Raw genomic sequence first — 25,060 nt, 5'->3', positions numbered from 1 at the left:
GATGTCTACACATTTTTTTAGTTCTTTTGTACGGCAAAATAAAAAAAGGGCCTGTCCAGGCCCTTTTCTTTAAAACATTGGATTTTCTTCAATAAAGGTATATATATTCTCAACAAGCTCGGCAGGCGTTTCACCCATGACGACTTCTCCGTTTACCAGAGCGAAAAGCGATTCCATGCATGTCCCGCAGTAGCTTAAGCAGCCATATTCAAGGACATCAAGGTTGGGATCCTTCTCCAAAATCGCCCGGGCTTCCTGAGAGCCGTGAGCCAGATTGCTGACACAAAATTCAATCATTGGATTCATGCGGTTTCACCTCACATATGTCCATTATCGCGAATTTTTCACTATTCGTCAAAGACAACGGATGATTCAAAATTTATTATCGTAACATATTATTTCTCAAATAACGTTTTACTAATTTGTGTTTTCAGGCTAAATTGTAGGTTATTTTGAAACTATTATTGTGATTTTAGATCAAATTCGATATAATTCTAGATGTTATTTTACATAGTTCGTATTTTCTTCAATGTGTCTATCATACTCTTCGGATTAAAGGGGAATTCAAATGAAAAAATTGGTCTTGATCGGCGGAGGTTACGGGAACATGCGTGTTCTTCATCGCTTATTGCCAAACCAGCTGCCTGATGATGTTTCAATCACGTTAATTGACAGAAATCCTTATCACTGCTTGAAAACAGAATATTATGCCCTTGCCGCAGGCACAATTTCTGACCATCATATCAGAGTGTCATTCCCAGAGCACCCTCGCCTGGATGTCCAATACGGTGATATCACATCAATTGATATTGTACAAAAACAAGTGCTGTTCCAAGATCGTGAACCGATTTCTTACGATGACGCCGTAATCGGGCTCGGCTGTGAGGATAAATATCACAACGTGCCGGGAGCGCCTGAATTCACCTACAGTATTCAAACCATCGATCAGTCCCGCGAAACCTACCAAAAGCTGAATAATCTGAGCGCTAATGCCACCGTCGCCATTGTCGGAGCGGGCTTAAGCGGCGTTGAGCTTGCAAGTGAATTGAGAGAAAGCCGTGATGACCTGAACATTATTTTGTTCGACCGCGGTAATCTCATTTTATCAAGCTTTCCCGAGCGTTTAAGCAAATATGTGCAAAAATGGTTCGAAGAGCACGGTGTCCGCATTATTAACAGGGCAAATATCACAAAAGTAGAAGAAGGTGTTGTGTATAACCACGATGATCCGATTTCTGCAGACGCCATCGTGTGGACAGCCGGCATCCAGCCAAACAAAGTCGTCAGAGACTTAGATGTGGAGAAGGACGCACAAGGGCGTATTGTATTAACGCCTCATCACAATCTTCCAGGTGATGAACATCTGTACGTTGTCGGCGATTGCGCCAGCCTTCCTCATGCACCGAGCGCCCAACTGGCAGAGGCTCAAGCAGAGCAGATTGTCCAAATCTTGCAAAAACGCTGGAATGGAGAAGCCCTGCCTGAATCAATGCCTCAGTTTAAGCTGAAAGGCGTCCTCGGTTCACTCGGAAAAAAAGCCGGCTTCGGGCTTGTTGCTGACCGTCCGCTGATCGGCCGTGTTCCGCGTATGCTGAAATCCGGCTTGCTGTGGATGTATAAACACCATAACGGTTAATGATAGAGAAGAACCGCTGATCAAGTCAGCGGTTTTCTGTATACCCATGCTTCTCCATTTCCTCATAAACGTCTTTTAATTTTGGATTGCCTTCACCGACAATTTTGTCTTCTACGAGCACAAGCGGATAAAAATACTCGTCATTTCTGATTTTTTCCGCAAGCTCTTTCGCATGTTCATTGTCAAGCGGCTCATGAATATCGATGTACTGCATCTCAAAAGGCTGATTTGGATATTTTCTTTTCAGCGCAGCCTCAAGCCACTCGTATGTATCCTTGGCTGTCGGCATATTTACACAGCTCGCACAAACGGTTTCTGCCCCGTATACGCTGAGCATGACTGGTTTCATCACTTGTAAACGCCCCCTTCTCCTATGTAAGTCTTTTCTTTTAAGTATACAGAGCCAAAGGACGTTTTTATAGAAAAAAACCGTTTTTGTGTTGAAGTCTGAATGTGCTATAATAGGGAGAGCAACTTTGCAAACCAAACAATAGATTTTTATTGTTACACTGAATATAATGGTTTTATGACGACGAAAGGAGCGAATGTCATGACTGAAGTTGAAATGAAAGAACAGGTGCAGGAAGTACTGGACAAACTTCGTCCGTTTTTACTTCGTGACGGCGGTGACTGTGAGCTTGTAGACGTAGATGAAGGTATCGTTAAGCTTCGTCTTCTAGGCGCATGCGGCAGCTGCCCAAGTTCAACAATTACGCTGAAAGCCGGAATTGAGCGCGCTCTTCTAGAAGAAGTGCCGGGTGTCGTTGAAGTAGAACAAGTTTTTTAATAAAGCAGCCAGGCTGATATTTGATCAGCCTGGCTTTTTTATTAGAGATGTTGATCAAACCATGAGCTGATATAATTCAGGCGCTTGATCCGCTGTCTTGGGTGTCCGGTGCGTGATAAATTGTGCGATGCATTCGGAAAACGGACAAGCATGGTTTCCTTGCCCATTTTTTTCAGAGCGATAAACAGCTGCTCCGCCTGCTCGATCGGGCAGCGGTCATCCCGCTCGCCATGCAGAATCAAAAGCGGTGTCTCCACGTTTGCTGCGTATTTTAAAGGAGACCGGTCCCAGAGCATTTCTGTGTCCTCAAACATGTCATGCCCAAGCTGCCAGTCTGTAAAGAAAAAGCCGATATCACTGACGCCGTGAAAGCTGATCCAATTTGATATCGAGCGCTGGGTGACGGCAGCTTTAAAGCGGTTCGTCTGCCCGACGATCCAGTTGGTCATAAAACCTCCGTAGCTTCCGCCTGTGACACCGAGCCGCTTAGGATCAATATGCGGATCTCGTTTGATAGCCTCATCCACAGCTTGCATCACATCGTCATAATCCTTTCCTCCATAATCTCCTCTGACCGCATTCACAAATTCCTGTCCGTAGCCGTGGCTTCCTCTCGGATTGATATAAACGACCGCGTATCCTTTCGCCGCCAGCACCTGAAACTCATGAAAATATGTATGCCCGTACATCATATGCGGACCGCCGTGTATGTTGAGAATAAGTGGATATGTTGTCTGACCTTCCATTTGTGCAGGCTTCATCAGCCAGCCGTTCACCGTCACGCCGTCTTCTGTAGCATATTGGATCTCTTCAGGTATTGATATCGTATGCTCACTGACAAACTTGTCATTCGCGCCAGTCAGCTGTTTCTCTTCCTGTCCAAGCGGGATACTGTAGAGCTCACTCGGTCTGTCCGGCTTTGTCACACTGGCAATAAAGTGCTGTTCATCAGGTGAAAGAGAAAAGCTATTGATGTACTCTTTTTCCAGACGAATCGGATACACAAGGCCTTCAATCGAAATATAATAGATGCCCGTACTGCCTTGATCTGTGCCGATGACATAAAACCCTTGGCTGTCCTTTGTCCAAACCGGGCGCTGTTCGGCACCACCGATCAATGAATCACCAATCAGTGCATCCGCTAAGTGTACGTCTAGCATTTCAGTCAGACATGTGAGGCGGTCATGTTCAATATCATAAAGCCATGCCTTTTCGAGCGTTGCATTCTGATATTCCTTTTCATTTCCAAGCAAAGCAAGATACCTTCCGTCTGGTGAAAATGAGCTTGATCCGAATGAGCCGCGATGAGGTGTAACCTGCTTAAAATCTCCAGACTCCAGTGACATCATGTAAACATCATGCGGCTTGCTGGCATCATCTGTTTCAGTTAAATTAGCTGAGAAAACAAGCCATTTGCCGTCAGGAGAAAAAGCAGGATCACCATGATCAGCTTTGTGACTTGTCAGCTCCTTCATCTCACCCGACTTTACGCTGACAAGCACAAGCTGGGCATACGCACCTCTCGTCAGCCCTTTGCCGTCCCGTTTGTAGGAGAGGCTTTGCACTTCAACAGGTTCATAGCTGTCCTGCTCCGTTTTTTCTCGGTCATCAATGCTTTCTCCCTCTCCCAAACTGACAGTGACCAGAATCGATTCGCCATCCGGGGACCATATTGGCTTTGACACGCCATACGGGATATCAGTCAGTTTTCTCGCTTCTCCGCCTTCAGCGCTCATCATATACAGCTGTGCCGCATCGCCTTCTCGATCAGAAATAAAGGCAAGCGTGCGCCCGTCCGGAGACCATCTTGGGTCGGTGCTTCGCTTTTCTCCATGTGTCCAAGGAACAGACCCGCCCGTTTTCGTTTCATAGATCCATATATTTGATGTATACGAATCTTTCTCTTGATTCACTTGTGATTTTACATATGCGGCACGGGTGCCGTCTGGGGCGTATTGAGGATCGGTCACAGAGACAATCGCAGTGATGTCGTCTGCGGTTATCAGCTTTTTCATATTCATCTCCTCCTTTTTACATGTATTTCGTTTTTCTAAATAAAAACTCCTTTATCTTCAGCAAAAAAAAGCGCCCTCCGCTGACGCTGAGGAACGCTTGGCATGATTTATACACTTTTTACTTGATATAAAGGATTTCGCTCTATTATACTTCCCTCTTTCGGAACGGTCAAAGCGTCTACTTCACAATGAGGGAAATGAAGCGCGAGCTGTTCTTTTAGCTCTTCTCCCTTTCCTTTTTCGGTCATGACAAGAATCGTCGGGCCTGCTCCGCTGAGAGCCGTTCCATATGCGCCCTTCATCTCGGCGACGTGCTCTACTTTTGACAGCTCAGGCACAAGCATCGCCCGGTACGGCTGATGGAACATATCCTTCTTCATGATTTTCCCGACAAGCGGCCAGTCCTTGGACATGATCGCAGCAATGAGGATATTGCTGACAGCACTTGCTTTTACGGCATCGGCATATGGAAACTCCTTCGGAAGCACGTCTCTCGCGTCTCTTGTCAGCACTTCGTAAAAAGGAATGACAACGACTACGTCAATGTCAGCATTCGGGACGCGGATCATTTGGGTCTCGTCATCCTCATGCAGGCCGATCACAAGTCCGCCGACGAGAGAAGCGCCAGCATTGTCCGGGTGTCCTTCTTCTAGACTGGCTAAATGCAGCTTGTCCGCTTCAGACAGCTTTAAGCCGCATAATTCATCAGCCAGTTCAATGGCCGCTACAATCGCCGCGGCGCTGCTGCCAAGGCCGCGTGCAAGCGGGATGTCGCTCCACACCTTCACATGGACAGGAGGCATTTCTTTTCCGTACAAATCTGCGGTCCGTTTAGCCACTTGATAGATCAGGTTATCTGTACCCGCCGGAATTCCGGCGACTGTTTCTGTTTCAGCCTCAAAAGACCATTTGTCGCTTTCAAAGACGGTCAGCTTCAAATATCTGCTGAGCGCCATTCCGACTGAATCAAAGCCGGGGCCTAGGTTAGCTGTGCTTCCGGGAACAGTGACAGAGAACAGCATGTCGGCTTCGTTCATACACGGGCCGCTCCTTTTACATATTCAAGGATGCTGTCTTCATCAGTCGGCAATGTGACAGGCTTGATTTCTGAAATGTCGACCGCTGTATTCGGATCTTTCAGTCCGTTTCCTGTTAACACAGCTACGACCTTGCTGCCTTTCGGAATTTCTCCGGATTTCACCTGTTTCAGCACTCCTGCGATAGACGCGCAAGAACCTGGTTCTGCAAACACGCCTTCTACACGGGCGATCAGCTGATATGCGTGAAGGATTTCATCATCAGTGACTTCGTCAATTTTCCCGTTGGATTCCTCGGCTGCCTTTACAGCTTTGTCCCAGCTTGCCGGGTTTCCGATACGAATGGCTGTCGCTATTGTTTCAGGATTTTCAATCACTTCATTGCGCACGATTGCCGCCGCACCCTCAGCTTCAAAGCCGCGCATTTTCGGAAGGCCTGTGCCGTTTTTCTCATGATATTCCTTGAAGCCCTTCCAGTACGCAGTGATATTTCCCGCGTTTCCGACCGGGATCGCTAAAACATCAGGCGCTTCCCCCAGCTGTTCGCACACTTCGAAGGCAGCAGTTTTTTGGCCTTCAATGCGGTAAGGGTTGACTGAGTTGACCAGGGCAATCGGTGATTTCTCACAGATGGAACGGACAATTTTAAGCGCATCGTCAAAGTTTCCGTCAATTGCGATAATCTCGGCTCCGTACATGACAGCTTGAGCGAGTTTTCCAAATGCAATTTTTCCGTTCGGGATGATGACAATGCATTTCATGTTAGCACGGGCTGCATATGCTGCCGCAGCAGCGGAAGTGTTACCTGTTGACGCGCACATAATCGTGTCATTGCCTTCTTCTTTTGCCTTTGCCACAGCCATAACCATTCCGCGATCTTTAAATGATCCCGTAGGATTGACGCCTTCCGTTTTGACATGAAGCTCAATTCCGAGCTGCTCAGACAGCTTCGGCAGGTGAATAAGAGGTGTGTTTCCTTCATGTAAAGTCAGCGCCGGTGTTTGATCTGTTACAGGTAAAAATTCTTTATATTGATGGATAAGTCCTTTCCACATTAGCTCCAACCGTTCCCTTCTACACGATATGTGCTTTTGACTTCTTGAACGACTTCCAAATCATTTAGGTTTTGCAGAATATCACTGAAATCAGCTTCTGATGTATGATGTGTGACAATTACGATTTCAGCTAACTCATCATGGCCTTTAATTGGCAGCTGAAGGATTTTTTCAAAGCTCACGCCCCGCTCTGAGAACACAGATGTAATTTTCGAGAATGAACCAACCTCATCTTTTACATGAATTCTTAAAAACTGCTGTGCATAAATGTCAGACGGCGATTTCATGTTTTTCTCATATTGCGGTCCGACAAAGCTGTTGCCTGTTACACCAAGGCGCATATTTTTCATGACAGCGACGAGGTCAGAAACAACGGATGTCGCTGTCGGCATGCTTCCGGCTCCCGGCCCGTAGAACATCGTCTCACCGACAGCCTCGCCGTATACATAAACGGCGTTAAACTCATTATGAACAGCAGAAAGCGGATGGTGGTCAGGAAGCAGTGTCGGCTGTACGCTGACCTCGATTTTGCTGCCGTCACGCTGAGCAATCCCGATCAGCTTCATTGTATAGCCGAGGCGTTTGCTGAAGCTGATGTCCTCGTCTGTAATTTGGGAGATCCCCTTTACTTTGACGTCTTCCAGATCCACGTTCATCGAGAAGCCGAGGCGCGCCAATATCGCCATTTTCCGTGCGGCGTCAAGCCCTTCCACGTCAGAAGTCGGATCAGCTTCGGCAAAACCGAGATCCTGCGCTTCCTTGAGCACTTCCTCGTATGGGCTTTTCTCTTTGATCATTTTTGTTAAGATAAAGTTTGTTGTGCCGTTCACAATTCCCATCATTTTTGTAATTCGATCTGATGAGAGGCCTTCCTCTAACGTGCGCAGAATCGGAATCCCGCCGGCAACACTGGCTTCAAAGTAGATATCGCATCCATTTTCCTTTGCTTCGGCAAGCAGCTCGGAGCCGTACACAGCCATTAAGTCCTTGTTTGCTGTGACAACATGCTTTTTCGATCTCAGCGCGTCGACCAAATATTGTTTTGTCTGTTCAACGCCGCCGATCACCTCGATGACGACATCAACATCTGGATCATCAATGACATCATACACTTCTGTCGTGAGCACTTCCTTCGGCAAATCTACTTCTCTCTTTTTCTCTATATCTTTTACAAGCACTTTTTTTATCGTAACCGGACAGCCGACCTGATGCATAAGCTTATCCTGATGGTCTTGAATAATTTTAACGACACCGCTTCCGACGGTACCTAAACCTAAAAGCCCTACACGAATCGCTTTCAAAAAAACTCCACCTTTCTTTTGATTGTCCTCTTGAAAAAGACAATTGTTAACTCAACACAGACATATAAGTTACAAACATTATATAAGCCCGCTCCTGTTTTGACAAGACAGCACTAGGCTGAATTTTGTGAATGTAAACGCTTAATGCATTGATATGACAAGATTCTTTATTTTCTAATTATTTTTGTCAGATTTTCTCCTCACCCTGAGCTGCCTTTGCCGAGCCAGCTGACGCGGGGAACAAACAGCTTCTGCGCCCGCATATTCATGAATTCCTGCGCTGTATTGAGAAATTGTTCATAACGCCCACAGTCATTAAGAATGAAGTCAAGCTGTTCTTCAAAATAATGCTTTTCTGATTCTGATGACATGTAATAGCTTTCCACGATTTCAAAATAATGAAGCGGGAAAAGCAGACGGCTGTATAAAAGGCGTTTCGAAAACGAAGACAGCGGTGTGACTTGCTCGTATTCCTGTAAAAAGAGAAAGCCCTGCTGATTAAAATCTTGTCTGTGATGCAAAAACGTATGCCTCATATATTCAGCCAAATCACGGGAAGCATGGTCAAACACCCAATCAGCCGGAATTCTGATCAGTGATTCGGGTGACCATGTATGCCTTTCCATCCGCTGATGGCATATCGTTCCTGAATCAGCGGCTTGGGGCTTGTCATCCAGCTCAGTGTCCACTAAATATTGTATCGCGTTTTCTGACAGTCCTAAATAATATGAAAATGATTCGATCATTTTTTTATCGAATGGCTCATGCGGAGGGGTCTGAACCTTTCTCTGCCAAAATGCTTCCAGCTGATCAATTCGTTTTCCCCACAGATCCTTCCACTGGCCGATTCTTCCGGCTGCCTTCACCTCATACGGATATCCTCGGCCTTTTCGGTGAAATTCCGACAGCTCCGCTCCAATGGAGAACGCCCTGTTTGAATAAGGGGGGGCCGCCTTCAGCAGAGCGTACGTTTTTCCCTCATGTTCAAATGTCAGCTCACCTTCTTTTGTAAAGATAAAAACCGAGACGTATGGGTCACTTTGTTCTTGTAAATACTGACTCATGTAATAAAGCTCCGCCAGCTCTGTTTCTGAGAATTGGGAAACGGGAACAATCAGAAAGTATGAATTAGGCGTCTGAAAGCATTGATATGTGTGCTGGTACATGGAAAGCTGCCTGATGTGAATGCCGTATTTTTCTTTTATTGTACCTTTCACCATGATCACCTGCCTGTTGAATTAGGGCTCATCACATCGTAGTCATACACAGCCGGAATTATGAATACATATTTTAATCCGAAGAAGGCGCAAGAAAAAGTCGTAAACTTCTCAAGCATTTTGTATAAACTAGTAAAAAAGATTGGGTGAAGCTGATGTCAGAAAACGAACAATTCAGTCAGATGGAAGCTAAAGCAAGAGCACGGATGAAGGAGCGCGGCGTTGAGGTATCAGACATTGCCGAGCTTGTCTTTTTTCTGCAGAAAAAATATCATCCGGATTTAACCATTGATGAATGCACGCTGAACGTCAATCGTGTTCTCGCAAAACGCGAGGTGCAAAACGCGATTTTAACGGGCATTGAATTGGATGTTCTTGCTGAGCAGAAAAAACTGTCTGAACCGCTGCAAACGATGCTGGAAATAGATGAAAGCCTATATGGAGTAGATGAAGTTCTGGCATTTTCCATTGTGAACATTTACGGATCGATCGGGTTTACGAACTACGGTTACATCGACAAAGAAAAACCCGGAATCCTTAAACGATTGAATGATAAATCAACCGGTGAATGCCATACCTTTTTAGATGACATCGTCGGAGCGATTTCCGCCGCGGCTTCAAGCAGACTTGCACACCGCGCGCGGCATACAGAATAAGGGCACCCTTTTAGGGTGCCCTTTCAGCGTGTCGACAAACCCTCGCATTCGTTGTCAGGCCTGCGCTTCGGTGCTCACGAATTTCAACATTCGCCGTGCTCCGGTGCTCGGCCTTCCTAGACTTCAAAGGTTTTCAATCACGCTGAAAAGATGACAAAATCCTAAAACGAAAACGTTTTAGGATTTTGTCATCAATCTGTAAGGGTACCTTTTTTGGGTGCCCTTTTTTCAAATGTATGGAATCCATTCAGTCAGAGAGTCAATGGCGTGAGTCGGTTTTTCCATATCGTCTGTCATATGTTCTCTTTTCGTTACGCCTGTGTGAACGAGCAGCGTATCCATACCCGCGTTAATGCCGGCCATAATATCAGTGGCGTAGTTGTCGCCAACCATGAGTGTTTCAGACACATCTGTGCCGAGAACGCGCATCGCCTGCTCCATAATAATTGATTCCGGCTTGCCGATAAATACAGGCTGTACACCTGTAGATACGGTTAACACCGATGTCAGTGAACCGTTTCCCGGCAGAAGCCCTCTTTCAGTCGGAATCGCAATATCTCCATTAGTGGAAATAAAGCGGGCACCATTTCTGATTGCCAGGCAGCCGACAGCAAATTTTTCGTATGTAATGGAACGATCGATGCCAACAACGACAAAGTCCGCGTTTTCTCCGCCAAATGTCAGGCCGTTTTCTTCAATCGCCTGGCGGATTCCTTCCTCCCCAATCACATACACAGACGCGTCTTTTTTCTGCTGTGCAATGTGCTGGGCAGTTGCCATGCTGGTCGTGAAGACCTGCTCTTCTGTTGCCGGAATATCAAAAGACACGAGCTTGTCCGCTACCTGCTTCGGTGTGCGCGAAGAGTTGTTTGTCACGAAAAGATAAGGAACGCCGCGATCTTTCAGCGTTCTGACAAATTCACACGCTTCCTCGATTTTTTCCGTGCCATTGTACATCGTTCCGTCTAAATCAATTAAATACCCTTTATATGTTTTCATATCCAACACTCCTGTGGCTTTCCAGTTGTTATTTAAACGCGGAAACAGGCCCTAGCTCTGTTTCCAAATAGCTTCTGATCCGTTTCGGGAAGTCCTGAAGAGCTGTTTGATGCGCCTTGATCAGCCTGTAAAGCTCGCCGCTGTCAGCGAGCAGATACTGTTGAACCAACGTTTTGCGGTAGGCGATCAATTTTTTGAGCTCAGCACCCTCTTTTTCCGTGACAACTTTCTCATCAACAAGTATATCCATAATGTCGTCATAGCTGCCCGGGTCCCGCATAATAAAGCCGTCAATCATGTCATTGCCTGTATCCAAAATGCATTCGATTAACAGATGGCCTATACGCTGAAGTGCCAATCCCCCGATTTCAGACTGCCAGTCTGTTTGTGAGTCAAATAGCGCCAGCTGGTGCTCGAAGAATCCTAGTGTTTTCTCGATTTTGCTTCTGTCAACAAAATACATGACAGCATCCCCTTTGTGTATATTTATTTTCTGATCCGTTTCAAGACAAAATACGCACAGCCGAAATTGCAGTATTCGTAAATATATTCATCTAATGTGCTGATTTTCGTTTCGAAGGTTGCCTTTTGATTCTGGTCGTCAAAGAAGCCCTTGAGCCTTAACTGACCGTATCCCCAGTCTCCCACAATATAATCGTATTTATTTAATATATCGGAGTAGCGGGCTTTAAAAGCCTCTTCGTTGAAGCCGTCTTTGAAATTGTGCACCAATTCAAATTCGGCATTTTGAATAAGAATCATGAATCTCACCTCTTTTTCACTCATTCCTATCATAATTCATTGCCCCGTCCCCATCAATTGCTAAAGAATAAATCATGCGATTTGGCTACCCTACACATGAGGAGGGATTTATAAATGAAACGAACCGCTGTCAGCTTCTGCCTGCTGACTGGACTTTTATCCGGGTGCGGAGGCGCAGGATTGGATAATGCCCAAAATGTCCGGAATCAGACGCAGAATCAAACCAAACCCATTCATGTGTCGGACCGCAACGAGGCTTTTAACAGGCATAATGAGAACGAACAATTTGGCTATGTCCGCTATCAAAAAGAACAATTTGACGGAGACCAGCAGAAAACGCCGGTGATGAACCGGGAAGAAACCGCTCACATGATATCAAGTTTAACGGTTCAGCTCCCCCATATTCAAGATGCTGCGACATTGGTGACTGACCGAGAAGCGCTTGTCGTATACAAAACCGATTCTAAAAACCGGGAGCTGACCGCCGATCAGGTGAAAAAAACAGCGGCTTCCGTGATACCGCGATACTATCACGTGTATATTTCCGATAATCCAAACCATATGCAGTCCGTCGAAAATTACAGCAATCTCGGCTCTGGTTCAAGGGATATTAGAGAGATCATGTCGGGGACGATTCAAGAAATGAAAACCTCCCCGCAAGGAAGCCCTGTCTCAGAGAATGAAAATGCCAATGGAGAAACGCGTCAGGACATGAAAATCGATAGGAATGACAAAAACGCCAGATGATCTGGCGTTTTGGCATTATGCTTGTGCTTGACGCTTTTTAGATGCTTCGTTTACTTGTTCATCCGCATGGTAAGAGGAACGGACAAGCGGACCGGCTTCACAATGGCTGAAGCCTTTTTGCATCGCGATTTCTTTTAATTCTGCAAATTCATCAGGATGGTAGTATTTTTGGACTTTCAAGTGTTTCTTCGTCGGCTGCAGATATTGGCCGATTGCCATAATATCCACGTTGTTCGCCAAAAGGTCGTCCATTACTTCAATAATCTCTTCTTTTGTTTCGCCGAGTCCGATCATGATACTTGATTTTGTCGGAATGTCAGGCTGCATTTCCTTCGCACGGCGCAAAAATTCCAATGAACGGTCGTACGTCGCACGCGCGCGGACTCTTGGCGTCAGGCGGCGAACCGTTTCGATATTGTGATTCAGGATGTCTGGGCGTGTATCCATTAAGGTTTTTAGGTTATCGTAGTTTCCGCCCATATCAGACGGCAGTACCTCAATTGTTGTGAACGGGCTTTTTCTGCGGATCACACGGACCGTTTCCGCGAAAATGCCTGCCCCGCCATCTTTCTGATCGTCACGCGCAACAGCCGTAATGACCGCGTGTTTCAAATTCATAAGCGCGACTGAATCCGCTACGCGTTCCGGCTCTTGCAGGTCAAGCTCAGTTGGAAGGCCTGTTTTGACAGCACAGAAACGGCATGCTCTTGTACAAACAGAACCTAAAATCATAAATGTCGCTGTACGTCTGACCGCCCAGCATTCATGAATATTCGGACATTTTGCTTCTTCGCATACGGTATGAAGGTTGTTTTCCCGCATGAGTTTTTTGAGCCCTGTATAGTTTTCATTTGTATTTAATTTAATTTTAAGCCATTCGGGCTTTCTGAGGTGTTCGTCTTTCTTTGCCAATTCCCATCATCTCCAATATCCAATATACTCAATTTCTGACACGAAACATTCTGAAAACGAGAAAGGTGCAGGTTTTAGTTCTGCAACAAAAATAATGTTTTTCTAACTAAAGAAAGTCTTTTCTTTAGACACTTTAACATAGGAAAAATTTCTCGACAAGGGAAGATGATTACTGACATTTTTAAGCCGGGTTGCCGCAAACTATGTGTATTCAATATGAAAGGAGATTATTTTGTGAAAGTTTTGTTATCCGCTCTTCTTCTCCTTTTGTTTGCATTTGAGCCTTCTGCGTCTGGAACAAAGCTTTCAGATCCAGTGCTGTCGAAACGGATGGAATTATATCATAAAATCGAAGCTGTGACGCAGATCCCTTGGTATGCGCTCGCCGCTGTTGATCAGTACGAAGAAAACGTGCGGAGCAACCGGAAAGATCTGCCTGACAAGGCGGGAATCATCAGCATCTATATACCCGATGACATCTGGAGCGGGCCTGAAAACCCGAATCCGAAAGATGATGCGCCGTTAAGCATTAAAGTGTTTGACGGAATCGGAATGGATGGCGATGGAGACGGGAAAGCCGAGGTCAGCAACGATGAAGATATTTTGTATACGTTCAGCCAATACTTACTGTCGTATGGCACAGATGAAGACAACATCCGGATCGGGCTTTGGAATTATTACCGGCGTGATCAGACAGTGGGGATCATATCTGAATTCATGAAGCTGTTTAAAGCCTACGGCCATATTGATCTGGGCGAGCATGCATTCCCGCTTCCGATCAGAACCGATTACAGCTATCGAAGCACGTGGGGAGATGCCCGCGGCTTCGGAGGAAGGCGGATTCATGAAGGTACGGATATCTTTGCCCATTACGGCCTTCCTGTCAAATCCACATGTTACGGTGTAGTTGAAATGAAGGGCTGGAACCGCTTCGGAGGATGGAGAATCGGCATCAGGGACATTAACAATACGTATCATTATTTTGCCCATCTCAATGGGTTTGCCAAAGGGATTAAAACAGGACAAATCGTTGAGCCTGGCCAAGTGATCGGATCAGTCGGCAGCTCCGGATACGGCCCGCCGGGAACCGCCGGGAAGTTCCCGCCGCATCTGCACTATGGCATGTACAAAGATAACGGAAGAACCGAATGGTCATTTGATCCATACCCGCATTTGAGGGCGTGGGAGCGATATGAATACCAAAAAAAGAAGTAACAAAAAGCCGCCTCTTCGACAGGCGGCTTATTTGCTGCTTTTTTCTTTTTTTGAATCAGCACCGTCTTCTTCTTTGCTGCTCGGGAGCTGGACAGAAGGCGTGACACCCGAGCCGCCGCTTCCATTATAAAACTGCGGCACTTCGCCCTGCACTGCTTTAATCGATACAGGAACATTATTTGTGACGACAGCGGTTTTGCTGGCAAATGGAATGATGACCTTCACTTTAATTTCGACAAAGATGCTGATATCAATAAGTGCGTTATTTATGCCATACGGCTTGATCTTAGTTTTGACATCTGTAAAAGCGTCACCGATTAAATTGAACCGGACCGGGATTTTCGGCCCGAGGTTTCCAAGAAGGCTGTTGCCGGTTACCTGTCCCAGCGGAATGTTGATCATAATGTTTTCACTGGCGCCGCTGTGTCCGGTATGGGTTTCCATCTCTTTCAAATGAGCCTGAAGCTGCTTTGTCACTTTTGTTTTCACACTGTTTACAACCTGTGTATTAAAATCGATTGTCGTTAAGTTTCCGTTTTCATCAGAATTCATTTGAAACATATCTTTCATATTTTCACTGTCAGACATATAGTCCTCAATCGAATCCTGGATCACCTCTGTCGCTATACGCTTCGTTTCCATCTCGCCGATGTCCATTAAAACAGGTTTGATCGAGCCATTGATCATCCAAAGGCTGACCGTTGTTGACAGGATAAAAAAGACAACTGACAGGAGCATCACGTAACGGAAAGGCAAAGGTCCTCTCTTGCGAAAAGGGCCGCGATATCTTGGCAAGAAAATCCCCCCTTACATATCACAATGTATGCTTGTAAGAGGGGACATAGTAATAGCCGGGGCCAATTTATTTTATCTCACCATTTTTAAAAGCGCTTCTCTGCCGCTCATGCCGACTTTGATGCCAAGATCTTCTGCGGCGTACGTGATGGATTCTAAAGGTGCGTCTAACAGCTGGTCAATGGTGCGGACACCAACTGCGCGACCCGCCACAATGCCGCGCTCCTTTAATTTTTCATTCAGCAGCGCCACATCTAGCGCGCCGCACATAATGTATCCGTGATCATTGGTGACGGCCATAAAATTCGTTTTTGGAAGTTTCACTGTCACAGCTGTAAAAGGCTGTCCTTCTATCATGATCGGTGTCAGATTTACCACGTCAACCACTCCCTTCATTCATCACTTTATGATGAAGGGCACAGCTTGTTGTGGGCTGACTGCCTTATTGCGCAAGCTTCCAAGCAAGCAGATCCCGCAAAAATTCCGGCATAAAATATTCTTTTTCTGCAGCGTCGCGAATCAACGGAAACAGTTTGCCGAGCGTAAACATATCAAGCACCGCAACGGAGTATTGTTTATGTTTTTCAATATCTTCCCCGTTCAGTGTGATCCGGGTGACGTGGGTGATCCCGTCATCGAGCCGTTTCGTTTCTACCTCAACGCCGGCATACACCATTTTCCCCATCACTTCTCCGCGGAAGCCGAGTCCTTTGATCCGGAGCTGCTCCACTTGTTCGGAAGCGGCATGGACAATGGTTTCCTTCAATTCTTCTCCCGTCAGGCGGACAGCCACCGGGTTGATCGGATGCGGACAGATGCGGTGCAGATCCAGCTTTGTCACAGGACCTGCTTTTAGCGGACCGAGAATGACACCTGAATTGACCATACTGATGTCCGTCTCGCACCATTCCTTTAAGGCGTACGCCAAAAGCAAAGGCAGCTCTGATTCTTCAAACCACTTCACCTCAGCATCTTGTGCAAGCTCTGCAACGGCATCGGACAGCTTCGCCTCGGCTTCACGTTCTTTTTCATTGAGAAACGCTTTTGTTTCTGCGGATTCTCCTGTCCATTCCGCCATGTTCTGCACAGAAGCCGTTTTGCTGATGATGCTTCGCTGTACGCTGTCCACCGTGATTTCTACACAGCCGACATAATGCCCGTATTTCTCGGCGCTGGCCAGCAGTACCCCATTAACCACTTGTCCATCTTCAAGCAAATGATGGGTATGTGATTCGAGGATTACATCAATCTCAGGTACCGCTTCAGCCACTGCTTGATCATCAAGAATGCCTAAATGTGACAGCAGAACGATAATATCAGCCTGCCCTTTCACTTCCTGAATGGTTTCCTTTATGCTTTCAAGGGCATCCGTTACTGTCCATCCCAGCTTGTCATAAACAGGATAATACGGCACAGTTACACCTAAGAAAGCAATGGACATACCGTTTTTCAATGATTTGATATGGTAAGGCACCGCCCAGGACGGACGGTTTCCATTTTTATCAAACAGGTTAGAGACGATGACAGGAAATTCAGCATGATCATATAAGGCAGCAAGCTCTTCATGCGGAAGCGTAATCCCTTCGTTATTGCCGATCGCCGCTCCATCAATGTGAAGGCGGTTTAAGAGATCGACATTCGCTTTTCCGAATGTCGCCTCTGTCACGAATTGAAAACGATCAAGATGATCGCCAATATCAAAAACGAGCGTCTCTTCGCCGTATGACTGATGCTCTTTTCTTTTCTGCTCGATATAATCTACAATTTTCGGCCAGTTTTCAAAATGGCTGTGCAAATCATTTGTATGATATAAGCGGAGCTTCTCCTTCATAATATCTCTCCCTAATCGTTCAGCTGAAAATGCCTTCATAAATGAGCTGGCAGCCGATCAAAATCAATACGATCCGCATGATCATAACGATCGTTTTCGTCTGCATTTTTCTGTTGATGGCGGCGCCAAGCTTTCCGCCGAACCAAGCGCCGGGCACAAGCGCGAGGGCGTAAAGCCAATTGACGTGCCCGGAAATCATATGTGAAACAGACCCTGTCATAGAAGACAGGAAAATAATAAACATGGACGTTGCCACCGCAACCTTCGGCGGAAACAGAAATAACAGCATCATCGCCGGAACCATCAGTGATCCGCCGCCTATACCGAAAAGTCCGCCTAAAAAACCGACAACAAAGGCAATGGCAATACCGACAGAGGCCTGATATGAGTACGTATAAGGCTCACCGGCATCATCCTGAAATGTCCGGATAATTCCTTTGTGCGCTTTATTGACCGGCCGGGCTTTCGCTTTCAGCATTAAGGATAATGAAATCAGAATCATAAAAATGCCAAACCAAACGGAAAACGAGTTTGAATTGAACAGCTTTGACACGTAAGCCCCGATCATGCTGCCGGGACCCGAACCGATAAAGAAAATGAGCCCGCTCTTATAATCAACGGTTTTATATTTAATATAAGCCAAAGTTGAAGAAAGGCCCGTAAAAATAATGACCAAAAGCGAAGTTCCAATCGCAACCTGCGGCGTCACATCCTGAAACAGCTGCGTCACTGTGCTTAAAAACATCAGAGACGGCACAATGACAATTCCGCCGCCAAGCCCGATCAGACTTCCTACCGTACCTGCGATTAATCCCAGTACGACCAAAATCACAAACGACATCAATAAAAACCTCTTTTCTAAAATAAATCGAGCTGTCTCGGAGCAAGTCCGCTGTACTCGATATCAAGCAGTTCAAGCATCTGCTTGCCATTATCCGCGGCGTCACCGCCGGAATTGTTGTTGAACAGGACAAAAACATCCTTACATTGCTGCTGCAATTCATTCAGGTGCTTTTTCCAATCCTCCAGCTCCTGTTGGTTGTAGCGGTATAAGTACCTGACCTCCCGCCAGTTTTTCCCGCCATCAGGCTTCATCCAGCCCTGCTTGTTGCGTCCGTGAAACCTGACGAGCGTTTTGTTTTCATCGGTGGCGCGCAACACAGTCGGAACGCTGCCTTCTCCGATTTGCGGTTCATCACAGACACTGTGAATCCAGCCTTCCGCTTTCATAAATGAAAGCGTCTGCTCATAAAATGGCGGCGAGAACCAGGAACGGTTTCTGAATTCAAGCGCACAAGGAATATCTCCCATTTGGTGCTTGCACCATCTCAAATAGGCGACATTCTCCTTCTTGCAGTCAAACCACGGCGGAAATTGAAACAGCACCATGGCGAGCTTATTGCTATGTAAATATGGCGTTAAAGACACCTTAAACGCATCAAACATCTCCTCTTTTGAGTCAAAGGGAATTTCGCCGCGCTGATGCCCTGTCATGCCTTGATATGCTTTCACGATAAATTGGAAGGTTTCGGGCGTTTCCTTCACCCACTTTTCATTATTGCGCGCCGGCTGAATCGCGTAAAAGCTCGCGTCTAATTCCACGATCGGAAAATGGGAGGAATAGGCCTGCAATTTTTTCTGGCTGGCCGTTTTCGGCGGATAGATGCTGTCATGATCCCCCCACCCCGTCAGTCCGATATAAATCACACTCATTCACCTCTCTTCCAGTTTATCACACGTGTTTTCAGGTTTCCTCGGAAATGCTGTACATATGGCGGGAAAATGCAGAACGAAGATGCTGATATTGTTCCTCATTCGTATCTAAAAACGCCTCTTCTCTTGAGGAAGGAATATGCTGATATTCAATAGGCGCCTGAAACTGCTCACTCGTAAAATCGTACATCACACCCATGATGCTGTTATAAAAATGCCAGCTCTCACCGACTTTTGTTTTGAAAATCGTGCCGCCGAAATGGTCTTGAATCACCAATGCCGTCACGCCGCATTGGCCGCATGCCGGGCATTCTTCCGTCCATTTAGAGCTCGTATGGCGCGACCAAGATTGCTTAAGTATGTATTTAACATGTTCCATTGCCTCCGCCTCCTTTTAAAAAAGATACCACGTTGATGAGATTTTAAAAACTAGAACGGAGGAAATCAAAAAACCCGGCGGTAAAATCCGCCGGGCTTACGAAGGAACGACCAGAGCTCCGTCAATTTCAGTGACTTTTTCCCCGTCATTGTACACGCACCGGCCTTTGCTGTAAGTGGCCGAAATGCTGCAGGGAAATGTATGTCCTTCGTAAATGCTTTTTTTATGCTTTGCAAACATCGATTCTCTTGTAACAGTGTACGGCTCCATGCTGACGAGCACGAAATCTGCATCACACCCCGCCTCAAGCCGCCCTTTTTTCTGAAGGCCGAATCGTTTTGCAGGGGCCGCCGCTGTCCATTCTGCGATGGTTTCAAACGGAATCTGATGCTCAAGCGCCAGTTCCAGCATTCCTAATAAAGTGAACTGCCCGCCGCTGATTCCGCCCCATGATAAAAACATGTTATCCTCCCGTTTCAAGGATGGACGGCAGGGGGAATGGTCTGAGGAAACCATGTCAATATCCCCGGCAATGAGCGTCTCGATCAGCGTCTCTTTTGATTGCCGTGACCGGAGCGGAGGCGCGCATTTTGCGACAGAGCCCCTTTGCCGTAAATCGTCATGGCTGAACAAGACATAATGCGGGCATGTTTCAACCGAAACATCAAGACCTTCCTGTTTCGCCTCTCTGATCAGCCGGACCGCTTTCGCCGTGCTGATATGGACAAAATGAACCGGACAGCCTGTCACCTTCGCATACTGAATCGTGCGATACACCGCTTCAACTTCTGCTTCCTCCGGGCGGGAGGCGGCGTACGCATCCGCATCCACCTTTCCTTTATTGGCCAAAACCATCTGCAAGTAGCTTGTGATCGCGTCGCTTTCCGCGTGGAGAGCGAGGATTTTTCCTGCAGCCGCGATTTCTGCCATGCCTTTGAGCAATGTCCGTTCATCAACAGAGCGGAACTCATCAGTGCCTGACTTTGATAAAAACGCTTTAAACCCGATCGCTCCCGCTTCAGCCATCGGACGGATGTCCTCGATATGGCCTGGCACAAGGCCGCCCCATAGCGCAAAATCCACGGCAGATTTTTGCCTGCCTAGCTCAGCTTTTGCGAGAAGATGCTCTGCCGTCACGGTTGATGGAATACAGTTGAGCGGCATATCAAAATAGGTGGTGCAACCGCCTGCGGCCATCATTTGAGAACCTGTTTCAAACCCCTCCCAATCCTCCCTGCCTGGTTCATTAAAATGAACATGGCAGTCTATCACACCAGGAAACACGTATTTCCCGTCTGCCTGGATGATTTCCGTCCCGCTTGCTTCAATGTCAGAACCTATCTCGGCAATGACACCGTTTTGAACTGCAATCTCAGCTTCTATAACGCCATCTGGCGTAACTGCCTTCGCACCTTTTATCACCATATCGTAAGCCATATTGATCCCCCCATGTCAGGATGACGATTTTTCATGTCAGTTTATGTAACACAACCAGTTCTATTTTCAACAGTTTACTGCTACTATGATCGTATTACATCAGCAAAACCGCTAGAATTCCTATTGAAAATTATTCACCTTAACCAATGTTTTTATAGAAAAGGAGAATGCGCTATGAATATTTTTGATGTGATGAAAATACCGGCTTTTGAAAACGCCAATTTAATCGCTGGAAAAGCAGGAGGGGAAAGAGAGGTTCAGCATGTCAATATGATGGACGCTCCGGATATCGCAGACTTTTTGCATAAGAATGAATTGCTCGTCACCACCGCCTATCACCTGAAGGATCACCCGCATCAATTATCTGAACTGATTCGGCAAATGGCAAAACGCGGCTGCGCGGGCCTCGGCATTAAAACAAAGCGCTATCTGGAAGATATCCCGAAGGAAATCATCGAACTGGCCGATTCATATGCGTTTCCGATCATTGAACTTCCAGAACACATCCGCCTCGGCGATATTGTAAATGCCACACTCAGCCACATTCTCGATATGCGTTCTAACGAGCTGCAGCAAGCCATTTACGCGCACAAAAAATTCACAAACCACATTATGAGCGGCAAGGGGCTGCAATCCCTCCTTAAAAAGGTGTCAGACCTCCTTCAGCTTCCCGTGCTGCTGCTTGACCAGCATGCCAAAATGCTGTCTGCGTCTCATCAGATTTCAGTTGAGACCGAAAAGCTGAAAGGCACCCTGAATACCGTATCCGGGCCATTTTTCACTTGTTTCTCTACAATCTCAGATCAGAAAACATATTCTGTCCTGCCTATTTATAATCACGAAAAAAACTGCGGCTACCTGCTGATACCGGACATGGTGCAGGCAGGCGACAAAGGATTGATCCTCACGATTGAACAAGCGGCCAACGTCATTTCCTTTGAACTGCTGAAGGAAAATGCGCTGAAGCAGTTCAGCCGGCGGGCCCGCAATGAGTTTTTCAACAATTTTATTGAGCGGTCCTTTTCTTCAGATGACGAAATCAAAAACCGGGCGAAAGAATTCAAGCTGCGCTGGGATCAAAAATACATGTGCATTGCCGGCAAACTCGATCGGAATGATGAATCAATCAGTTTTACAGAAAATCAGCTCGCTTCCGACAGCGTATTCGAATTTCTTGAAGGTGAACTATCAGCCTTCCCGTTTCCGCCTCACTTCTTTATGAAAGGAAATGTCGGCATTATTCTAATCGAGGCGACAGACAGCTGGAGTGAAATGCACGCCTCGGTGATCAGCTTTTTAGAACAGTTTCAAACACAGGTCAGCGCTCAATTTAAACGAACCGTGTCCTTTGGCATCAGCAATATATGCCAAAAGCTCATTGATGTTCCCGACGCTTTCACAGAAGCTTCTGATGCTCTGCAATCGGGGCATTTGTCAAGAAGCACCGCATTTATCCAGGTGTATCACGCCAAAGATGTGCCTGAGCTTCTGCGCTTGCTCCCGGTTGAGGATTTGAAGAAATTTTACAACTCCACGCTTCAGAGCCTCGCTGAAAAACAGCAGGAGGATCAAAGCCTGCTTCATACGCTTTCCGTCTATTTAGAGACACACTGCCAAATTTCAGAGACGGCAAAGCGTCTGTACGTTCATCGCAATACGGTCATATACCGCCTTGAAAAATGCGAAGAGCTTCTGGGTAAAAGCTTAAAAGATCCTGAAACAACGATGCGTTTGCGGCTTGCCTTACGTATGCAGCGGCTGATCAGCTAATGTTTGTTACATTTTCTTACAAAACGAATCATTTTTCGTCACTTTCAGCAATCACACCTGTCTTTTTCAGCTACTGTATCCAATGACACCCCTCGATCGGCACGATATCATGTTACTAAAGTTCACATACAGGGAGGGACTATAGTGAAAAAAAGATCGTTTAAGGTGTTTACGCTTAGCCTGCAGCATGTGCTCGCCATGTATGCAGGTGCGATTTTGGTGCCCCTGCTTGTCGGCAGGGCGCTGAATGTAACAACTGAACAGCTGTCCTACCTATTGGCGATTGACCTGTTAACGTGCGGGGTCGCGACGCTTTTGCAAACCTTGCGCGGAGCATACATCGGCATCGGGCTTCCCGTCATGCTTGGCAGTTCATTTGTGGCCGTCACACCGATGATTGCAATCGGCAGCAATTACGGCATTCACGCGATTTACGGTTCCATCATCGCGGCCGGTGTATTCATCTTTTTATTTGCGCGTTTTTTCGGCAAGCTGACTGTGTTATTTCCTCCTGTCGTAACAGGTACCGTTGTGACCTTGATCGGCCTTTCACTTGTTCCGACAGGTGTGAAAAATATGGCTGGCGGCGAAAAAATAAACGGCAGCCCCAACCCCGAATACGGTTCACTCGAAAACCTTCTTCTCTCTGTCGGTGTTCTTGTTCTGATTTTAGTCCTCAACCGCTTTCTCAAAGGATTTGCCCGAACACTGTCCGTTCTGATCGGAATCGCCGCCGGAACAGCGGCTGCAGCGATCATGGGCAAAGTCAGCTTTTCTTCTGTTACAGAAGCACCGTTCTTCCAAATCCCGAAGCCTTTTTACTTCGGAGCCCCTACGTTTGAAATCGGTCCGATCTTAACGATGCTGATCGTCGGAATCGTCATAATTGTGGAATCAACCGGCGTTTTTTACGCAATCGGAAAGATATGCGGCAGATCTTTAACTGAAAAAGACCTCGTCAAAGGCTATCGAGCGGAAGGAATCGCCATTCTCATCGGCGGGCTGTTCAATGCCTTTCCTTATAATACCTTTGCGCAAAACGCCGGCTTATTGCAGCTGACCAAAGTGAAAACAAGAAACATCGTCGTTACCGCAGGCTGTATCCTTGTCTGTCTCGGACTGATTCCGAAGATTGCCGCCCTTGCATCTGCCGTTCCTGCTGCTGTACTTGGCGGCGCGACCGTCGTCATGTTCGGCATGGTGATTGCCTCCGGCGTCAAAATGCTCAGCGCAGCGGATCTCAAAAATCAATATCACCTCCTGACCATCGCATGCTCAATCGCACTCGGCATCGGCGCCAGCACGGTCCCCGGGATTTTTGCTGAATTCCCCGCTCCGATCCGGATTCTGGTCAGTGACGGCACCATCACTGGAAGCCTAACCGCCATCTTTTTGAATCTATTTTTCAGCTTGCGCGACAAAAAAGAATTAACAGCACAGCAAACAGAACTACCGGTATTAGAACATACACTCGCATTAGAAAAAGAGGTGTAAAAAAGATGAAGGAACAGCACAATGCCTTACAGCTGATGATGCTGGGGCTTCAGCACATGCTTGCCATGTATGCGGGAGCCATTCTCGTTCCGCTGATCGTCGGAGCGGCGATCGGGCTGAATGCGAGACAGCTGACGTATTTAATCGCGATTGATTTGTTTATGTGCGGGGCGGCAACTCTTTTGCAGCTCTGGAGAAACCGATATTTCGGCATCGGCCTTCCCGTTGTGCTCGGATGCACGTTTACCGCAGTCGGCCCGATGATTTCCATCGGCAGTACTTACGGTGTCCCAGCGATATACGGTGCCATTATCGCCGCAGGACTGATTGTCGTCTTAGCCGCGGGCTTCTTCGGGAAGCTTGTCCGTTTTTTTCCGCCTGTTGTAACCGGATCAGTCGTCATGATCATCGGCATCAGCCTGATTCCAACGGCAATGAATAACCTGGCCGGAGGTGAAGGAAGCAAAGAATTCGGCTCACTGGACAACGTGCTCCTCGGGTTTGGCGTCACAGCTTTTATCTTATTGCTGTTTTATTTCTTTAAAGGCTTTATCCGCTCTATAGCGATTTTACTCGGTCTTATCGCAGGAACAGCGGCTGCATATTTCATGGGAAAGGTCAATTTTTCTGAGGTCTTGGAGGCGTCTTGGCTTCATGTTCCGTCTCTGTTTTATTTCGGACCGCCAACCTTTGAGCTGCCGGCTGTTGTCACGATGCTTCTCGTTGCGATTGTCAGCCTCGTTGAATCGACAGGCGTTTATTTTGCCCTCGCTGATATCACAAACCGCAGGCTGTCGGAGAAGGATCTGGAAAAGGGCTACCGGGCAGAAGGCCTTGCGATTTTGCTGGGCGGCTTATTTAACGCGTTTCCCTATACAGCTTTCTCGCAGAATGTCGGCATCGTTCAGCTCTCAAAGATGAAAAGTGTCAACGTCATCGCCATCACAGGAATCATACTGGTCGCGATCGGGCTGGTTCCAAAAGCAGCGGCCCTGACAACAGTGATCCCCACCCCAGTTCTCGGCGGCGCAATGATCGTCATGTTCGGCATGGTCATTTCTTACGGGATCAAAATGCTATCCAGCGTTGACCTTGATTCGCAAGGCAACTTGCTGATTATCGCCTCTTCCGTCAGCTTGGGGCTTGGCGCTACAACAGTTCCCGCGTTGTTTTCATCTCTTCCGGGCGCGGCCTCTGTCTTGGCAGGAAGCGGAATTGTGATCGGCAGTTTGACGGCCATTGCACTGCACGCTTTTTTTCAAACCAAACAGCCGAATGGCGCAGACATAAAAACGTAAAGGA

Annotated in this window: 26 protein-coding genes; 8 read left to right on the top strand and 18 right to left on the bottom strand. The window is 46.9% G+C overall.

Annotated features, from left to right (window positions below; translation table 11 throughout):
- Positions 1 to 69: 69 nt before the first annotated feature.
- Entirely contained in the window at positions 70 to 306 is a 237-nt protein-coding gene (locus tag ACQVGT_RS04730) for a YuzB family protein (RefSeq protein WP_003222913.1), read from the bottom strand.
- Positions 307 to 568: 262 nt separating this feature from the next.
- Here ACQVGT_RS04730 and ACQVGT_RS04725 point away from each other — a divergent pair, with 262 nt between their 5' ends.
- Positions 569 to 1,636, top strand: a complete 1,068-nt coding sequence (locus ACQVGT_RS04725; RefSeq protein ID WP_003228707.1) for an NAD(P)/FAD-dependent oxidoreductase — start codon at positions 569 to 571, stop codon at positions 1,634 to 1,636.
- Between the two features lie 25 nt (positions 1,637 to 1,661).
- Here the strand turns inward: ACQVGT_RS04725 and ACQVGT_RS04720 are convergent, their stop codons facing one another.
- Positions 1,662 to 1,988 carry a YuzD family protein gene (locus tag ACQVGT_RS04720; RefSeq protein WP_015483648.1) on the bottom strand — a complete coding sequence of 109 codons (327 nt, stop codon included), beginning with the start codon at positions 1,986 to 1,988 and terminating at the stop codon, positions 1,662 to 1,664.
- 99 nt (positions 1,989 to 2,087) lie between these two features.
- On the opposite strand from ACQVGT_RS04720, the gene ACQVGT_RS04715 reads away from it, so the two are divergent.
- On the top strand, positions 2,088 to 2,423 hold the full coding sequence (locus ACQVGT_RS04715) for a NifU family protein (protein WP_010886606.1): 336 nt from the start codon (positions 2,088 to 2,090) through the stop codon (positions 2,421 to 2,423).
- A 41-nt stretch (positions 2,424 to 2,464) separates the two neighbouring features.
- On the opposite strand, the gene ACQVGT_RS04710 is transcribed toward ACQVGT_RS04715, so the two are convergent.
- The 5 genes from ACQVGT_RS04710 to cotNH form a co-directional block, all read right to left on the bottom strand.
- Complete coding sequence (locus tag ACQVGT_RS04710; RefSeq protein ID WP_015483649.1) at positions 2,465 to 4,438, bottom strand: S9 family peptidase; 1,974 nt, start codon at positions 4,436 to 4,438, stop codon at positions 2,465 to 2,467.
- A gap of 107 nt (positions 4,439 to 4,545) precedes the next feature.
- Entirely contained in the window at positions 4,546 to 5,475 is a 930-nt protein-coding gene (gene thrB, locus ACQVGT_RS04705) for a homoserine kinase (protein ID WP_003228699.1), read from the bottom strand.
- The gene (thrC, locus tag ACQVGT_RS04700; RefSeq protein ID WP_003228697.1) at positions 5,472 to 6,530 is read right to left on the bottom strand and encodes a threonine synthase; all 1,059 of its coding nucleotides are present in this window, start codon (positions 6,528 to 6,530) and stop codon (positions 5,472 to 5,474) included. Before thrC ends, thrB begins: the two co-directional genes overlap by 4 nt.
- Entirely contained in the window at positions 6,530 to 7,831 is a 1,302-nt protein-coding gene (locus tag ACQVGT_RS04695) for a homoserine dehydrogenase (RefSeq protein ID WP_014477878.1), read from the bottom strand. Before ACQVGT_RS04695 ends, thrC begins: the two co-directional genes overlap by 1 nt.
- 200 nt (positions 7,832 to 8,031) lie before the next feature.
- Positions 8,032 to 9,051 carry a spore coat-associated protein CotNH gene (gene cotNH / locus ACQVGT_RS04690; protein ID WP_015483650.1) on the bottom strand — a complete coding sequence of 340 codons (1,020 nt, stop codon included), beginning with the start codon at positions 9,049 to 9,051 and terminating at the stop codon, positions 8,032 to 8,034.
- 152 nt (positions 9,052 to 9,203) lie between these two features.
- Between cotNH and ACQVGT_RS04685 the strand changes: the two genes are divergently transcribed.
- The gene (locus ACQVGT_RS04685) at positions 9,204 to 9,704 is read left to right on the top strand and encodes a phosphatidylglycerophosphatase A family protein (RefSeq protein ID WP_003243814.1); all 501 of its coding nucleotides are present in this window, start codon (positions 9,204 to 9,206) and stop codon (positions 9,702 to 9,704) included.
- A gap of 228 nt (positions 9,705 to 9,932) precedes the next feature.
- On the opposite strand, the gene nucF is transcribed toward ACQVGT_RS04685, so the two are convergent.
- Genes nucF through ACQVGT_RS04670 form a run of 3 tightly spaced genes read right to left on the bottom strand, consistent with a single transcriptional unit; the run spans position 9,933 to position 11,465 of the window.
- Positions 9,933 to 10,703 (bottom strand): 5' nucleotidase NucF, encoded by a 771-nt coding sequence (nucF, locus tag ACQVGT_RS04680; RefSeq protein WP_003243196.1) that lies wholly within the window; start codon positions 10,701 to 10,703, stop codon positions 9,933 to 9,935.
- Positions 10,704 to 10,731: 28 nt separating this feature from the next.
- Positions 10,732 to 11,166 (bottom strand): DUF86 domain-containing protein, encoded by a 435-nt coding sequence (locus ACQVGT_RS04675; RefSeq protein ID WP_015384552.1) that lies wholly within the window; start codon positions 11,164 to 11,166, stop codon positions 10,732 to 10,734.
- 23 nt (positions 11,167 to 11,189) lie between these two features.
- Positions 11,190 to 11,465: a YutD family protein gene (locus tag ACQVGT_RS04670; RefSeq protein WP_003228682.1), complete on the bottom strand. Its 276-nt coding sequence runs from the start codon at positions 11,463 to 11,465 to the stop codon at positions 11,190 to 11,192.
- A 114-nt stretch (positions 11,466 to 11,579) separates the two neighbouring features.
- On the opposite strand from ACQVGT_RS04670, the gene ACQVGT_RS04665 reads away from it, so the two are divergent.
- Positions 11,580 to 12,212, top strand: coding sequence for a YhcN/YlaJ family sporulation lipoprotein (locus ACQVGT_RS04665; RefSeq protein WP_015384554.1), 633 nt, complete (start codon positions 11,580 to 11,582; stop codon positions 12,210 to 12,212).
- A gap of 15 nt (positions 12,213 to 12,227) precedes the next feature.
- Here the strand turns inward: ACQVGT_RS04665 and lipA are convergent, their stop codons facing one another.
- Positions 12,228 to 13,124, bottom strand: coding sequence for a lipoyl synthase (lipA, locus tag ACQVGT_RS04660; RefSeq protein WP_015384555.1), 897 nt, complete (start codon positions 13,122 to 13,124; stop codon positions 12,228 to 12,230).
- Positions 13,125 to 13,358: 234 nt separating this feature from the next.
- On the opposite strand from lipA, the gene lytH reads away from it, so the two are divergent.
- On the top strand, positions 13,359 to 14,339 hold the full coding sequence (gene lytH / locus ACQVGT_RS04655) for an L-Ala--D-Glu endopeptidase (RefSeq protein ID WP_015483651.1): 981 nt from the start codon (positions 13,359 to 13,361) through the stop codon (positions 14,337 to 14,339).
- 27 nt (positions 14,340 to 14,366) lie between these two features.
- On the opposite strand, the gene yunB is transcribed toward lytH, so the two are convergent.
- From yunB to ACQVGT_RS04620, 7 genes are all read right to left on the bottom strand, one after another.
- A complete protein-coding gene (yunB, locus tag ACQVGT_RS04650; protein ID WP_015483652.1) occupies positions 14,367 to 15,134 on the bottom strand; it encodes a sporulation protein YunB in 768 nt (255 codons plus the stop codon).
- Positions 15,135 to 15,206: 72 nt separating this feature from the next.
- On the bottom strand, positions 15,207 to 15,512 hold the full coding sequence (locus tag ACQVGT_RS04645; RefSeq protein WP_015384558.1) for a YunC family protein: 306 nt from the start codon (positions 15,510 to 15,512) through the stop codon (positions 15,207 to 15,209).
- A gap of 64 nt (positions 15,513 to 15,576) precedes the next feature.
- Positions 15,577 to 16,965, bottom strand: a complete 1,389-nt coding sequence (locus tag ACQVGT_RS04640) for a bifunctional metallophosphatase/5'-nucleotidase (protein ID WP_015483653.1) — start codon at positions 16,963 to 16,965, stop codon at positions 15,577 to 15,579.
- 19 nt (positions 16,966 to 16,984) lie between these two features.
- Positions 16,985 to 17,806, bottom strand: a complete 822-nt coding sequence (locus ACQVGT_RS04635) for a sulfite exporter TauE/SafE family protein (RefSeq protein ID WP_015384560.1) — start codon at positions 17,804 to 17,806, stop codon at positions 16,985 to 16,987.
- 17 nt (positions 17,807 to 17,823) lie between these two features.
- Positions 17,824 to 18,672, bottom strand: a complete 849-nt coding sequence (locus ACQVGT_RS04630; RefSeq protein WP_003243895.1) for a DUF72 domain-containing protein — start codon at positions 18,670 to 18,672, stop codon at positions 17,824 to 17,826.
- A 37-nt stretch (positions 18,673 to 18,709) separates the two neighbouring features.
- Positions 18,710 to 19,057 carry a YunG family protein gene (locus ACQVGT_RS04625; protein WP_015483654.1) on the bottom strand — a complete coding sequence of 116 codons (348 nt, stop codon included), beginning with the start codon at positions 19,055 to 19,057 and terminating at the stop codon, positions 18,710 to 18,712.
- 96 nt (positions 19,058 to 19,153) lie between these two features.
- Entirely contained in the window at positions 19,154 to 20,494 is a 1,341-nt protein-coding gene (locus tag ACQVGT_RS04620; RefSeq protein ID WP_015483655.1) for an allantoinase, read from the bottom strand.
- Between the two features lie 174 nt (positions 20,495 to 20,668).
- Here ACQVGT_RS04620 and pucR point away from each other — a divergent pair, with 174 nt between their 5' ends.
- The 3 genes from pucR (at position 20,669) to pucK (ending at position 25,056) form a co-directional block, all read left to right on the top strand.
- Positions 20,669 to 22,264: a purine catabolism transcriptional regulator PucR gene (pucR, locus tag ACQVGT_RS04615; RefSeq protein ID WP_014477890.1), complete on the top strand. Its 1,596-nt coding sequence runs from the start codon at positions 20,669 to 20,671 to the stop codon at positions 22,262 to 22,264.
- A 144-nt stretch (positions 22,265 to 22,408) separates the two neighbouring features.
- Positions 22,409 to 23,758 (top strand): uric acid permease PucJ, encoded by a 1,350-nt coding sequence (pucJ, locus tag ACQVGT_RS04610; RefSeq protein WP_015384563.1) that lies wholly within the window; start codon positions 22,409 to 22,411, stop codon positions 23,756 to 23,758.
- A gap of 5 nt (positions 23,759 to 23,763) precedes the next feature.
- Positions 23,764 to 25,056 carry a uric acid permease PucK gene (gene pucK / locus ACQVGT_RS04605; protein ID WP_015384564.1) on the top strand — a complete coding sequence of 431 codons (1,293 nt, stop codon included), beginning with the start codon at positions 23,764 to 23,766 and terminating at the stop codon, positions 25,054 to 25,056.
- Positions 25,057 to 25,060: the final 4 nt, after the last annotated feature.

Source organism: Bacillus sp. SCT118 (assembly GCF_058566435.1).
Note: the sequence above shows the minus strand (reverse complement) of the source record. Positions and strands in the feature narration are given on the sequence as shown.

Bases quoted from the DNA above. Each gene is read 5' to 3' on its own strand.
- cotNH (WP_015483650.1), bottom strand. From the start codon at position 9,051: ATGGTGAAAGGTACAATAAAAGAAAAATACGGCATTCACATCAGGCAG.
- pucR (WP_014477890.1), top strand. From the start codon at position 20,669: ATGAATATTTTTGATGTGATGAAAATACCGGCTTTTGAAAACGCCAAT.
- ACQVGT_RS04685 (WP_003243814.1), top strand. From the start codon at position 9,204: ATGTCAGAAAACGAACAATTCAGTCAGATGGAAGCTAAAGCAAGAGCA.
- ACQVGT_RS04710 (WP_015483649.1), bottom strand. From the start codon at position 4,438: ATGAAAAAGCTGATAACCGCAGACGACATCACTGCGATTGTCTCTGTG.
- pucK (WP_015384564.1), top strand. From the start codon at position 23,764: ATGAAGGAACAGCACAATGCCTTACAGCTGATGATGCTGGGGCTTCAG.
- thrC (WP_003228697.1), bottom strand. From the start codon at position 6,530: ATGTGGAAAGGACTTATCCATCAATATAAAGAATTTTTACCTGTAACA.
- ACQVGT_RS04715 (WP_010886606.1), top strand. From the start codon at position 2,088: ATGTGCTATAATAGGGAGAGCAACTTTGCAAACCAAACAATAGATTTT.
- ACQVGT_RS04675 (WP_015384552.1), bottom strand. From the start codon at position 11,166: ATGTATTTTGTTGACAGAAGCAAAATCGAGAAAACACTAGGATTCTTC.
- ACQVGT_RS04625 (WP_015483654.1), bottom strand. From the start codon at position 19,057: ATGGAACATGTTAAATACATACTTAAGCAATCTTGGTCGCGCCATACG.
- ACQVGT_RS04670 (WP_003228682.1), bottom strand. From the start codon at position 11,465: ATGATTCTTATTCAAAATGCCGAATTTGAATTGGTGCACAATTTCAAA.
- nucF (WP_003243196.1), bottom strand. From the start codon at position 10,703: ATGAAAACATATAAAGGGTATTTAATTGATTTAGACGGAACGATGTAC.
- ACQVGT_RS04665 (WP_015384554.1), top strand. From the start codon at position 11,580: ATGAAACGAACCGCTGTCAGCTTCTGCCTGCTGACTGGACTTTTATCC.
- ACQVGT_RS04640 (WP_015483653.1), bottom strand. From the start codon at position 16,965: ATGAAGGAGAAGCTCCGCTTATATCATACAAATGATTTGCACAGCCAT.
- ACQVGT_RS04620 (WP_015483655.1), bottom strand. From the start codon at position 20,494: ATGGCTTACGATATGGTGATAAAAGGTGCGAAGGCAGTTACGCCAGAT.
- ACQVGT_RS04635 (WP_015384560.1), bottom strand. From the start codon at position 17,806: ATGTCGTTTGTGATTTTGGTCGTACTGGGATTAATCGCAGGTACGGTA.
- thrB (WP_003228699.1), bottom strand. From the start codon at position 5,475: ATGAACGAAGCCGACATGCTGTTCTCTGTCACTGTTCCCGGAAGCACA.
- ACQVGT_RS04730 (WP_003222913.1), bottom strand. From the start codon at position 306: ATGAATCCAATGATTGAATTTTGTGTCAGCAATCTGGCTCACGGCTCT.
- ACQVGT_RS04725 (WP_003228707.1), top strand. From the start codon at position 569: ATGAAAAAATTGGTCTTGATCGGCGGAGGTTACGGGAACATGCGTGTT.